General features: G+C 31.4%; 10 protein-coding genes, 5 tRNA genes and 1 riboswitch. Of the genes, 2 read left to right on the top strand and 13 right to left on the bottom strand.

From position 1 onward, the window contains the following. Positions 1-21 precede the first annotated feature (21 nt). The 11 genes from secA to CC89_RS16345 all read right to left on the bottom strand — a co-directional run bounded on the left by secA (position 22) and on the right by CC89_RS16345 (position 10,360). Positions 22-2,556: a preprotein translocase subunit SecA gene (secA, locus tag CC89_RS16295; RefSeq protein WP_035293978.1), complete on the bottom strand. Its 2,535-nt coding sequence runs from the start codon at positions 2,554-2,556 to the stop codon at positions 22-24. A 191-nt stretch (positions 2,557-2,747) separates the two neighbouring features. Beyond that, complete coding sequence (hpf, locus tag CC89_RS16300) at positions 2,748-3,284, bottom strand: ribosome hibernation-promoting factor, HPF/YfiA family (protein WP_035293979.1); 537 nt, start codon at positions 3,282-3,284, stop codon at positions 2,748-2,750. A gap of 484 nt (positions 3,285-3,768) precedes the next feature. Further along, on the bottom strand, positions 3,769-4,449 hold the full coding sequence (locus CC89_RS16305) for a ComF family protein (RefSeq protein ID WP_035293980.1): 681 nt from the start codon (positions 4,447-4,449) through the stop codon (positions 3,769-3,771). Further along, positions 4,422-5,444 (bottom strand): hypothetical protein, encoded by a 1,023-nt coding sequence (locus CC89_RS16310; RefSeq protein WP_051931918.1) that lies wholly within the window; start codon positions 5,442-5,444, stop codon positions 4,422-4,424. The genes CC89_RS16305 and CC89_RS16310 overlap by 28 nt, the downstream gene beginning before the upstream one ends. A gap of 264 nt (positions 5,445-5,708) precedes the next feature. Further along, positions 5,709-7,916, bottom strand: coding sequence for an SF1B family DNA helicase RecD2 (gene recD2 / locus CC89_RS16315; RefSeq protein ID WP_035293981.1), 2,208 nt, complete (start codon positions 7,914-7,916; stop codon positions 5,709-5,711). A gap of 326 nt (positions 7,917-8,242) precedes the next feature. Then, positions 8,243-9,418 (bottom strand): methionine adenosyltransferase, encoded by a 1,176-nt coding sequence (gene metK, locus CC89_RS16320; protein WP_035293982.1) that lies wholly within the window; start codon positions 9,416-9,418, stop codon positions 8,243-8,245. 251 nt (positions 9,419-9,669) lie between these two features. Beyond that, a riboswitch (SAM riboswitch) is annotated at positions 9,670-9,780 on the bottom strand. Positions 9,781-9,927: 147 nt separating this feature from the next. Beyond that, positions 9,928-10,012: transfer RNA gene (locus CC89_RS16325), tRNA-Tyr, on the bottom strand. A gap of 5 nt (positions 10,013-10,017) precedes the next feature. Next, positions 10,018-10,093, bottom strand: a tRNA-Thr gene (locus CC89_RS16330). 6 nt (positions 10,094-10,099) lie between these two features. Then, positions 10,100-10,175 (bottom strand) — tRNA-Val (locus CC89_RS16335). A gap of 19 nt (positions 10,176-10,194) precedes the next feature. Next, positions 10,195-10,279, bottom strand: a tRNA-Tyr gene (locus CC89_RS16340). Between the two features lie 5 nt (positions 10,280-10,284). Next, positions 10,285-10,360, bottom strand: a tRNA-Thr gene (locus tag CC89_RS16345). 274 nt (positions 10,361-10,634) lie between these two features. On the opposite strand from CC89_RS16345, the gene CC89_RS16350 reads away from it, so the two are divergent. Together CC89_RS16350 and yyaC are read left to right on the top strand one after the other, a co-directional pair. Next, complete coding sequence (locus CC89_RS16350; protein WP_035293983.1) at positions 10,635-11,351, top strand: tRNA 2-thiocytidine biosynthesis TtcA family protein; 717 nt, start codon at positions 10,635-10,637, stop codon at positions 11,349-11,351. An 88-nt stretch (positions 11,352-11,439) separates the two neighbouring features. Beyond that, positions 11,440-11,982 (top strand): spore protease YyaC, encoded by a 543-nt coding sequence (gene yyaC / locus CC89_RS16355; RefSeq protein WP_035293984.1) that lies wholly within the window; start codon positions 11,440-11,442, stop codon positions 11,980-11,982. A gap of 184 nt (positions 11,983-12,166) precedes the next feature. Here the strand turns inward: yyaC and CC89_RS16360 are convergent, their stop codons facing one another. Together CC89_RS16360 and spoIIID are read right to left on the bottom strand one after the other, a co-directional pair. After that, positions 12,167-13,198, bottom strand: a complete 1,032-nt coding sequence (locus CC89_RS16360; RefSeq protein WP_035293985.1) for a rod shape-determining protein — start codon at positions 13,196-13,198, stop codon at positions 12,167-12,169. A gap of 127 nt (positions 13,199-13,325) precedes the next feature. Then, positions 13,326-13,580: a sporulation transcriptional regulator SpoIIID gene (spoIIID, locus tag CC89_RS16365; protein ID WP_035294661.1), complete on the bottom strand. Its 255-nt coding sequence runs from the start codon at positions 13,578-13,580 to the stop codon at positions 13,326-13,328. Between the last annotated feature and the right edge of the window lie 56 nt (positions 13,581-13,636).

Below are 13,636 nucleotides of genomic sequence, written 5' to 3' on the forward strand. Positions count from 1 at the left end.
CCATTTCTAACTCAATTTTATTTAAACTACCCCTCTACCGCAACAGTTTTTATATTTCTTACCAGAGCCACATGGACAAGGGTCATTTCTTCCTATCTTTTCTTCTTTCCTCACTGGCTCTCTTTTGCCTGAAGACTCTTGATTTGTAGAGGTTATCTTAGCTACTCTTTCCCTTTCAGGAACATTTTCTAATCTTACATGATATAAATATTTTACAGTATCTACTTTAATGCTTTCTATCATTTCATCAAACATATCGCTTCCTTCCATTTGATATGCTTGGGCTGGGTCTTGCTGCTTGTATGCTCTAAGTCCTATTCCCTGTTTTAAATGTTCCATATTATCTATATGATCCATCCATTTAGTATCAACAACTCTTAAAAGTAAAACTCTTTCTACTTCTCTCATAGCTTCTGGACTAAATTCTTCTTCTTTTTGCTTATACATTTCTTCAGCTAAATTTAATAATTTTTCCTTCATTTCTTCATTACTAAGATTTTTTAGCTCATCCACTTTTATAAAGCCTATTGGAAGATATATATCTTCTAAATATTTTATTAATTTAGATATTTCCTCATCAAAATTATCCTCAACACCAGATACATGAGAATCTACAGCGCTATATATAACACTTTTTATCATTACCTGAATTTGTTCTTTTAAATCTTCACCTTCTAGAACTTCTGCTCTTTGCTTATATATAACTTCTCTTTGTTTATTCATAACATCATCATATTGAAGTACATTTTTTCTCACATCAAAGTTGTTTCCTTCAACTTTCTTTTGAGCACTTTCTATAGCATTAGTTACCATTTTACTTTCTATAGCGTCATCATCTTCTAATCCAAACTTATCCATTACAGCTCTAAATCTATCGGAAGCAAATATTCTCATAAGATCATCTTCGAAAGATGCATAAAATGTTGATTCACCTGGGTCTCCTAGACGTCCTGAACGTCCTCTTAACTGGTTATCTATACGTCTAGATTCATGTCTCTCTGTTCCTATTACCTTCAATCCACCTAGTGATGCCACTTCTTCTCCTAATTTTATGTCCGTACCACGTCCAGCCATATTAGTAGCAATTGTAACCATGCCTTTTTCTCCCGCATGAGATACTATTTCTGCTTCTTTTTCATGATACTTAGCATTTAATACCTGGTGTGGAACTCCTTTTTTCTTTAACATGCTAGATAAAATCTCAGATTTTTCTATGCTTACTGTACCTACAAGCATTGGCTGACCTTTCTTATATGTTTCTACAATTTCGTCTACTATAGCCTTATATTTAGCTTTTACTGATTTATATACTTTATCTGGTCTATCAATTCTTATAATCGGTTCATGGGTTGGAATTACCACTACGTCCAGTCCATATATTTCCCTAAATTCATTTTCTTCAGTAGCAGCAGTACCAGTCATACCAGATAATTTATTATACATTCTAAAGTAATTTTGGAATGTTATAGTTGCAAGTGTTTTGGATTCCTTTTGAATCTTAACTTTTTCTTTCGCTTCTATAGCTTGATGAAGCCCATCACTATACCTTCTTCCCTCCATAAGTCTTCCTGTAAACTCATCAACTATTATAACTTCTCCGTCTTTAACCATATAATCTTTATCTTTTTTCATCATATAGTTAGCTTTCAAACCTTGTATTACATGATGCTGAATTTCCATGTTGCTAGGATCCGCATAGTTTTCTAATTTAAAGAAGGCTTCAGCTTTTTTCACTCCTTCTTGAGTTAGGATAACTGAATTAGCTTTTTCATCTACAATAAAGTCTCCAGTTTCTTCTCCATCTTCGCTCTTCTCACCTTTAGTTAAAGTGGCTACAAAAAATTGAGCTATTTTATAAAGATCCGTAGATTTTTCACCTTCACCTGAAATTATAAGAGGCGTTCTAGCTTCATCTATAAGTATAGAGTCCACTTCGTCAACTATACAGAAATTCAACTTTCTTTGTACTCTTTCTTCCCTATATACCACCATGTTATCTCTTAAGTAGTCAAAACCTAATTCGTTATTAGTACCATAAGTTATATCTGAATTATAGGCTTCTCTTCTTTCTTCATTGTCTAAATCATGAACAATTACTCCCACAGATAAGCCTAAAAACTTATGTATTTTACCCATACTTTCAGCGTCTCTTTTAGCAAGATAATCATTTACTGTAACTATGTGAACTCCCTCACCTGTTAATGCATTTAAATATGCTGGTAATGTTGCAACTAAAGTTTTTCCTTCACCAGTTTTCATTTCAGATATTCTTCCTTGATGAAGTATAATACCGCCCATTAACTGTTCTCTAAAGTGTTTAAGCCCCAAAGTTCTTACAGATGCCTCTCTTACCACAGCAAAAGCTTCTGGCAATATATCCTCTAAGGTTTCACCCTTTGCTAATCTTTTCTTGAATTCCTCAGTTTTAGCTTTAAGTTCTTCGTCATTTAGCTTTTGCATTTTTTCATCATAACTTTCAATTCTATCTACCAAAGGTTTTATTTTCTTTAACTGTTTTTCACTATAAGTTCCAAATACTTTATCTAATAGTCCCATTTTAAACCTCACCATTCTTATATTTTTTTATTCTAATATCTATAAATTATATCATCTACTTAAAATATATTCAACTTTACAAATACACTTTTAACCATTTTATTACATGATATAAATTTGCTTTAAATTTTATTGAATTTTATATAAAAACAAAAAAATACGGTAGAATCTACCGCATTTTTTACTTTATATTAAAATTCTGGTTCAATCAATCCATAGTTACCATCATTTCTTTTGTAAACTACATTTACATCTGAAGTTTCTGCATCTTGATATACAAAGAAACTATGTCCCAAAAGCTCCATCTGCAAAATAGCCTCCTCTGATGACATTGGCTTTATTGCAAATTTCTTTGTTTTTACTACCTTAGGATCTCTACGTTCATCTTCCTTCCATTCGTAGTCTGGTATAGAACTAAATCTTACAGAATCTAGACTACCTTTTCTTCTTGCTAATTTTGTTTTTTGTTTTCTTATTTGTCTTTCTATTTTATCTACTACTAAATCTATAGCTGCATACATATCTGAATTGGTTTCTTCACCTCTCAATACTATTCCATTAAAAGGTATAGTAATTTCTATAATTTGATTGTTTTTTTGTACACTTAAAGTTACATTAGCTGGTACGTTAGGTTCAAAATATCTATCCAATCTAGATATTTTTTTCTCCACAATATTTTTTAATGCCTCAGTCATTTCTATATTTTTTCCAATAAATCTTACTACCATGAAACCAGCCCCTCTCTTAATTAGCTAGAAATTAATACTAAATTTTGTTTGTATTATCATCTTAACTCTTATGGGACAATAACTCAAATTATATTTTCAGAATTAATTAAATATTGCACTTTCTTTGCCTTTACTAGGTTATTTATTCTTATTATTGCTAAGTATTTCACATATATCTCATAGATGCATAAAAATTGTTTTTATGTTAGAATAAAATTGTTGGGCTTTAAAAAAAATAAAATAGAGATAAATAAATTCATCCCTATTTTTACTGAATTAGTTGACCTGGTCTTTGACCCCACACTCGCCTGCTGGAGCTTTTGCTACTAGGCATTATCCCCTCACTACTAACCCTCTCGCTTTAAAGCGGCAGGACTTACTTCTAAGCCGCACCATGCTCATTAAAACTTTGTTTAACTTACGTGGATCGTTTTGCCTGCGACTGGCATCGACTTTCAACCACAAACCTAACCCAACAATAATATTATATCTTACTTTTTGCTGCAGTCAATACAATAATTTCATTAGAATTATTTTTTAATAATTCTAAAACACAATAGTAAGTAGTGGCACCTGTAGTTATAACATCATCCACCAACAATATTTTTTTATTTTTTATATTTCTTCCCTTTATAAAACTAAAACTATCTTTTAAATTTTTCCATCTTTCTTTTCCATTAAGTCCTATTTGGTCTTTAGTATCTTTGGATTTTCTTATGCAACCTATAACTTTTTTATTAAATTTATCTCCTATACATTTAGCTAAATATTTACTTTGGTTATATCCTCTCTTCTTTTCATTTTCTTTACTGAGAGGAACATAAGTAACCATATCAAAATATATTTTTTCATTCTTTATAGTTTTCATCATATAATCTGCTAACACATCTCCACACCTAAAATCATTTTTATACTTTAAGCCTAATACTATTTTCTTAACAGCAGATGAATAATATAAAGCACTGTAAATTCTAGTTTCTTTATTACAAATTTTAATTTTCATACTTTCTTCACAACTTACAATTTTTTCTCTGCAAGTACTACATAAATATAACTCCTCAAATAATTTTTTCCCACAAACTACACATTCTTGTTCACTGTAATATATTATATCTAAAAAACATCTAATGAGTTTTTTTAAGTACTTAACAATCCCATTTCCCATGCCTCTTTATTAAAACTACGAGTTATATTTTTAGCCTTTGCCATAGCATCCGTTTCTTTTTTTGCTAAAAATATAACCTCTCCTTTCTCAAATTGTTCCATTAATCCTGACCTACCCGTTAAATAAACAAGCTTTTTATAATCAAACTTATCATCATCTGCAAAATAAATCATTATATTTATATCATTAAAATTTAGATATTTTTCTCCTAAATAATTTGTAATTAATATGGACTTCTTTTTTTTAGAAAAATTCATTAAAACTTTTACATCGCTAATGTCTTCTATAAAAAAATCAATATTAGTATTTAATTTACCTCTAAGTTTTAATAAATACTTATATAAGTTATTCACTTTATCCTTATCCGGAACATATATTATTATTTTCTTATTTATATTTATTGACCAATTTAAATATTCATATACAACATACGGGATGTTTTTATTAATATTTAACCTTGTAAACAATAAAGTAGGTTCTATTACCGGTTTACCATTATCTCGCAAGGGCATATTTATTTCTTTGCTGCCTTGTATTAATGTCTCTATAGCAAAGATTATTATCTTCCCATTAGTTGCACAGTGTTTATCACATATATTTTTTATAAATTTATAATCAACAGCACATATGCCGCTTATATTGTCGTATATAACTAAATCAAATTCTCCATCTATATAGTTATTTGATGATAAATCCCAAATAACCAAACTGGAGTGATGTTTAGAACGTTCACTTCTAATAAATGTATAATCCCTAAAATCAGTATAATTTTTTATATTATTAATAATTTGCATACACCCAATGTTAGTAGATATATATAAAATTTTACCATGTTCTTTAGCAACATATTCAATGATATCTAAAAATATTTTACAGGAATTATATGGTGGAGAAATTATATTTAAGTATTTATCTTTTCCACTATACCAGCTGACAATATCCCTTTTTATTCTATCTATTTCATATGTAAACTTAACCATATCCATTATAATCAATACATTCACCTCCAATATGGCAATAAGTTTATCTATACTACAAAAACTTTATTTCCTTTATAATTTTATCATCTAAAAATTACACTTCATCAATAATACCATAATTAGGTACATGAAAAGAAACAACAAATTAAAGACGCTGGTATATTTTATGTCAGACAAGGAAGCAGGTTCCGTCGCTAGTAGGACTATCGGCGGGTTCTGATGACGCAGTATGACGCAAAATAAACTAGCATACTGAGTTGTTATTTATTTGAACGCGCCTTACTCCTCTATTAAATTACTTATCCTCCAAGATAATGAAGAATATCTTTCGAAACTCCTATCATTATTTATCATAAAATGAAGAGCTTTTACTTTTCCCACAAGCACCACTAACTTTTTCGCCCTAGTTATACCTGTGTAAAGTAAATTTTTATTCATAAGAAGCGGCGGTCCCATAAACATTGGCATTATAACTACTGGGAATTCACTGCCCTGACTTTTATGTATAGTCATAGCATAAGCTAGTGTAATTTCATCTAAATACACCGAATCATAAACCACTCTTCTTTCATCATCAAATATAACAGTAATAGTATTATCTTCACTACTTATATCCTCTATAAAACCTACATCTCCGTTAAATACCCCTATCCCTTCTTCCTCGCTATTTATCTTATTCCACTTTAAGGTATAGTTATTTTTAATTTGCATTACTTTATCCCCTACTCTAAAAACCATATTTCTAAATTCTCTTTCATTTTTATATTTAGCAGGGGAATTTAAAACCTCTTGAAGCTTAAAATTTAAATTTTCTACCCCAAGCATTCCCCTTCTACTAGGAGATAATATTTGTATATGCTCCATCTTGTTCCAATTACTATTAAACTTAGGCAACCTTTTATATATAAGTTCTACTATAGTGTCCATTATCTTATTAGTATCTTCTTCTTTTATAAAATAAAAATCCTTATCTTTTTTATTTAAAATCGGCATTTGTCCTTCATTTATTTTATGGGCATTTACTACAATCATACTTTCTTTTCCCTGTCTAAATATTTCCTTTAGCCTAACCACTTTAACACACTTACTATCTATTATATCCCTTAGTACATTTCCCGGTCCTACTGAAGGCAATTGATCCACATCACCTACTATAATAACTCTTGTGCCTAAACCCACTGCCTTTAATAAACTATTCATTAGTACTATATCAATCATAGATGCTTCGTCTACTATTACTACATCACATTCTAATTGACTATCCTCATCCTTCGAAAAAAATGCCTCATCAGAATCTCCATATCCCAGTTCCAATAATCTATGTATTGTCTTAGCTTCATGTCCAGTGGCCTCTTCCATTCTTTTAGCAGCTCTTCCCGTAGGAGCAGCCATAAATACTGTCATACCTTGACTTTGAAATATTTCAGTTATGCAATTTATTATGGTAGTTTTTCCTGTACCTGGCCCACCTGTAATCACTTCAATCCCTGAGGTTAAAGCCCCTTCTATAGCTTCATTTTGTGAAGGAGAGAACTTAATGTCATTTTCTTTTTCAAATTTTTTAATCTCCTTTTGCACATCCACTTTTATATCTTCTTGACTTACAAGAGATAACGTTAATATCTTTTTAGTAACACTTAATTCTGAATAATAAAAAGGAATAGTAAACACACACAAACATCCCTGTATATCTTCAATTTTAATTTTACCTTCCAGCGCAGAATCATATATGTTTTTTTCTATTACATCCTTTTCTACCTGAAGTATTTTTTTAGCTTCTGCAATTAAATTATTCCTTGGCATATATGTATTTCCCATAGCACAAAATTCATTTATTACATAGTTTATACCGCTCTGTATTCTAAAAGGAGATTCTTTATCTATTCCAATACTTCTAGCGATTTTATCCGCCGTTTTAAACCCTATGCCAGTTATATCTTCTGTAAGAACATAAGGATTGTTTTTAACTACATTTATAGAATCTTTTCCATATCTTTTATATATCTTAACGCATTGATTAGCTGTAACCCCATAAGTTTGTAAAAACACCATTATATTTCTTACATCCTTATGTTTGCTGTAGGATTCTTGAATCAAACTAATTTTTTTATCCCCTATGCCCTCAATTTCTTTTAATCTTTCAATCTTATTATCCAATACCTCCAAAGTTTCTTCTCCAAATCTACCTACTATCTTCTTGGCTGTAACTGAACCTATGCCTGAAATTATACCTGATGCTAAGTATTTCTCTATTCCCGCAAGAGAATTCGGTATTATTTCTTCACACGTTTTAACTTTAAATTGTTGACCAAATTTAGGATGCTTAACCCACTCACCCTGCATACACAAAGTCTGTCCCTCTGTTATGTATGGTATACACCCTACTATAGTTATATCTTCCTTTTCATTTTCTATTTTAGCTACCACATAGCCATTTTCTTCATTTTTAAATACTATATCTTCAACTATTCCCTTTATTTCCACCATAAAGCCTCTCCTAATAAAATTTATTAATAATCTACATAACATTATATCATATGATTATCCCACAAAAGCATTACATTACCTGAATTATGAAATTTCTCTAGAATGACTTGCATAAGAAGCAAAGGAACTATTTAAATTTATTGTTCCCAGCTCTTATGCAAGTCTTAGAGGAGAAATTTCATAATTCCATCACATTATACCTTTTTGTGGGTTAATCATCATATATTATTTTATCCTAAATTCAACTTTTCAAAAACATAATCAAATCTTCAAAAAGCAATAGGGCCGATTTAATCAGCCCTATCCGTAAACTTAATTAGTTTACATTACATATATTTCTTTATTTCTTCTACTGCATTTAATCTTTCCCAAGGTAAGTCTAAGTCAAGTCTTCCAAAGTGTCCATAAGCTGCTACTTGTTTGTATATAGGTCTTCTTAAATCTAAATCTCTTATTATAACAGCTGGTCTTAAGTCAAATACTCTATTTATTATATCTATTATTTTATCATCTGACATTTTTCCTGTACCAAAAGTATCCACTACAATTGATACCGGTCTAGCAACTCCTATAGCATAAGCTAATTGAATTTCTATTTTATCAGCTACACCAGCAGCTACTAAGTTCTTAGCTACCCATCTAGCAGCATAAGCAGCTGATCTATCAACCTTTGTTGGATCTTTTCCAGAGAAAGCTCCGCCACCATGTCTACCTGCTCCACCGTAAGTATCTACTATGATTTTTCTTCCTGTTAAACCTGAGTCTCCTTGTGGTCCACCCACAACAAATCTTCCTGTTGGATTTATGTAGTACTTAGTGTTTGCATCTAAAAGTTCAGTTGGAACTATTGGTTTTATTACATGTTCTCTTAAATCTCTTTCTATTTCTTCACGTGTTACTTTTGAACCATGTTGAGTAGATATAACTATAGTATCTATTCTAACTGGTTTTCCATTTTCGTATTCAACAGTAACTTGAGTTTTTCCATCTGGTCTTAAGTATTTTAAAGTACCATTCTTTCTAACTTCTGAAAGTCTTCTAGAAAGTTTGTGTGCCATAGATATAGGAAGAGGCATATATTCTTCTGTTTCGTTTGTTGCAAAACCAAACATCATACCTTGGTCTCCTGCTCCAATAGCATCATCCTTTTGCATTTGTCCCGCTTTAGATTCTAAAGCTTCATTAACTCCCATAGCAATATCTCCAGATTGCTCGTCTATAGAAGTTAAAACAGAACAAGTATCCGCATCAAAACCATATTTTGCTCTAGTATATCCTATTTCTCTTACAGTTTCTCTAACAACCTTAGGAATATCAACATAGCAGTTAGTTGATATTTCCCCCATAACTAAAACCATTCCAGTAGTAGTAGCTGTTTCGCAAGCTACTCTTGCATAAGGATCCTTTTCTAGTATGGCATCTAATATTGAATCAGAAATTTGATCACAAATTTTATCTGGATGTCCTTCTGTTACTGATTCTGAAGTAAACAAAGTTCTCATAATGATTTATACTCCTTTCAAAATTCCAATAAGGTACATAAAAATAGATAACAAGTCAAGCTAATTCAAAAGATTCTGGTATATTTTGTTTTAGACAAGGGATCATAATTCCCTATCAGTGGTTTCTTATAACGCAGTATGACGCAAAATAGACTAGCATACTGACTTGTTATTTATTTGAATGTACCTTAATATAAAATAAAAAAATAAAATAAAAAACCTCTTCGATAAGAAGAGGTAATATTCACCTTCTCTTATCTTGCAGTGTTAAATATATTAACCTGCAGGAATTGGCACCATTGCAAAAATTGCCGGTTGCCGGGCTTCATAGGGCCTATTCCCTCCACCTCTCTTGATAAGACTAGAAAACATATATAATTTTCGATAACTTGATGATATCACAACAAAAATTTACTGTCAATATATTATAATTAGTTTACACTTTTTTAACAGTTAGTTAAATATTTATACACATAGCATAAAAATAAGACGCATAGTGCGTCTTATTTTGGTGGAGGAAGATGGATTCGAACCATCGAAGCGAATCGCAACAGATTTACAGTCTGCCCCCTTTGGCCACTCGGGAACTCCTCCATATTTGGAGCTGGCAATAGGAATCGAACCTACAACCTGCTGATTACAAGTCAGCTGCTCTGCCAATTGAGCCATGCCAGCATTTTATGGTGGGCACAACAGGGCTCGAACCTGTGACCCTCTGCTTGTAAGGCAGATGCTCTCCCAGCTGAGCTATGCGCCCATAAAATGTATTTTAAATGTGGTGGAGGAAGATGGATTCGAACCATCGAAGCGAATCGCAACAGATTTACAGTCTGCCCCCTTTAGCCACTCGGGAATTCCTCCACATTTGGAGCTGGCAATAGGAATCGAACCTACAACCTGCTGATTACAAGTCAGCTGCTCTGCCAATTGAGCCATGCCAGCATTTTTAATTTTTATCTTCAGCGCTCTGTTCCTGCGCCGTTGACATGTTTTATTATATACGGTGACTCTTAACATTTCAATCTTAATATTGAGTCATTATACTAAATAAGAGTTGTCATACTCTTTTATGCTCTATGATTCTTTAAATTAACCATGAAGTTATTTTTTCTATATAATTCATTAATGTTTTCCCCAAGTAAAAATAATTGTATTGTACAAGTATATATAATACAATATATCCTAGTGGATTTTTATTTTCATAAGGAGGAATTTTATGCAAAAGTTATTAGGTAAATTCAGAAAATGTGTTAATGATTTTAAACTTATAGATGACGGCGACAACATATGTATAGGGGTTTCGGGAGGGAAAGATAGTCTAACTTTATTAAGCCTTCTTAAAGCCTATAAGAGATTTTCTCCAGAAAAGTTTAATTTAATTGCTGTGACCTTAGATACAGGTGGAGGATGTAATTTTCAAAACGTTGTGAAGCTTTGCGAGAAAATAGATGTTCCTTATCATATAATTAAAACTGATATAAATGAAATCGTATTTAATATAAGAAAAGAAAAAAATCCCTGTTCCCTATGTTCTAAGCTAAGACATGGCTCTTTAAATGACAATGCAAAAATTCTTGGATGTAACAAAGTAGCTTTAGGTCATAATGAAAATGACGCTATAGAAACTCTTCTTATGTCAATGTTATATGAAGGAAGAGTTCATTGCTTCGCTCCTAAAACTTACTTAAGTAGAATGGATATAACTCTAATAAGGCCAATGCTTTATATAAATGAAGAAGAAATTAAAAGTTTAGCTGCACGCTATGAACTTCCTATAGTTAAGAATCCATGCCCTGCTAATGGTTATACTAAACGTGAATATATGAAAAACTTAATAAAAGATTTAGAAAGAGATATTCCTTCAGTAAAAGACAGGCTTTTAGGCTGTTTAACTAACGAAAAACAACTTAGCATATGGCATAAGGAAAAGTAACCTTAATTTATTACCCCCTTTTAATAGTTTATTTTTAATATTTTAACTTTTATACACATATAAATTAAGTATAAAGGGGGTGCTTGCATTGAAAAAAGTGAAGGTTCATTATAATGATAAATTAGCCTATCATAAAATTGCTTGCTTTTTAAAAGATTATATCAATGATGATTCTTTAATCGTTTGTATAGGTACTGACAGATGTATCGGTGATTGTTTGGGACCATTAGTAGGTACCTATCTACAAGAAACCAACTTTCCTCTTCCTGTATATGGTACGGTCTCAAACCCTATACATGCATTAAATTTACAGGATAATTTGAATAAAATAAAATATTTACATCCAAATGCAAATATTATAGGTATAGATGCCTGCCTTGGAGAAAATAATTGCATTGGAGAATTACAAATTCGCGACTACCCCATACATCCTGGTAAAGGAGTAGGTAAAAATCTTCCCGAGGTCGGAAACATATCTATCATAGGCATAGTAGACACAAACTCTTCTAATGAGATTTTTACCAATAGAAACATTCGATTTAATCTTGTAATGAATATGGCCAAAATAATCAAAAATGCACTAATACATGGTTATTATCTTTATCTTGAAGATTTTTCTCATAATAGTTAAAGTAAATTTCAATATTCTATATGCAATGGACTAATTATAAAAATATTTAAATGTAAATTTATTATAAAAATACGAAGGGGCCGTCGCATTAAGAAATTCATATACAATATATTGGTTTGAAATTTAATAGCAAACACAATGTATTATAGAATTTATTCTTAGTGCCACAGCCCCTTAAACATTTCTAATCTACTAATGTTATATCTGTACTATGATAAGTAGCATCTAACTTATCTAAATAATCCAACATTTTACCAGTACCTATAGCTACACAAGATACAGCCTCATCAGCAATATACACTGGGACTTTAGTCATACTTTCAATTAGCTTGTCTAACCCATTAAGTAAAGCCCCTCCACCTGTCATAACTATGCCTTTATCCGCTATATCAGCTGCTAACTCTGGCGGAGTTTTTTCTAAAACTGAATGAGCACATTCTGCTATAGCACTTACAGCTTCAGTTAAAGCTTCTCTCATTTCATTTGAAGATACATTTATATTTTTAGGAAGACCTGTTATTAAATCTCTTCCTCTTATTTCCATGCAACATACTTCTTCTCTTTCATAAGCACTGCCAATATTAATTTTTAAATCCTCAGCAGTTCTTTCGCCTATCATAAGCTTATGCTTTTTCCTTATATATTTAATTATTGCCTCATCAAAGGTATCTCCAGCTACTTTTATAGATGATCTAACTACCATTCCACCTAAAGAAATAACAGCTATGTCAGTAGTTCCTCCACCTATGTCTATTACCATATTCCCACTAGCTTTAGTAATGTCTAACCCTGCTCCTATAGCTGCTGCTAGTGGTTCTTCTATTAAAAATACTTTTTTTGCACGGGCATTCATGGCCGCATCTCTAACAGCCCTTTTTTCTACTTCCGTAGCTTGACATGGTACACACACTACCACCCTAGGTGCAGCCATTTTTTTACGACCACAAGCCTTTTTAATAAAATGCTTTAACATTTTTTCTGTTATATCATAATCTGATATAACTCCATCTTTTAACGGACGTATAGCTACAATATTTCCTGGAGTTCTTCCAATCATTTGTCTAGCCTCTTCACCTACAGCTAAAACTCTATTATTTACTCTGTCAATTGCCACTACTGATGGTTCTTTTAATATTACTCCTTTACCCTTAATATAAACAAGTACTGTTGCAGTACCTAAATCTATACCTAAATCCGTACCTATACTAAAAAACATTCCTTATTTCACTCCACTTCTGCACTTTTGTATACTATTTAACATTTAACATAGATATATTCTACATTATATGTTAAAATCCTTCAATTATTATAAGGAATGTTTAAATATTAAAAGATTTTAATATTTAACTTCCTATTGCCTTGTATTTCATCTTAGTAGCTTTTCCACCTCTTATATGCCTTTCAGCTTTATTTAAATCTAATATATTTTTAGCTTCCCTTGCAATTTGAGGATTTAGTTTTGGCAATCTTTCTGTCATATCCTTGTGTATAGTACTTTTACTAACTCCAAAAGCTTTAGCCGTTTTGCGTATAGTGGATTTTGAACTAATGATATATTCCGCCACTTCCATTACTCTTTCCTCAATATAATCTTTCAAACCCAACTGCAACCTCCTTATTCCTTATATATTAATAAATATGCATTATTTCCTAG

The sequence above is a fragment of the Clostridium sp. KNHs214 genome (assembly GCF_000744935.1).
Taxonomy (GTDB): Bacteria; Bacillota; Clostridia; order Clostridiales; family Clostridiaceae; genus Haloimpatiens.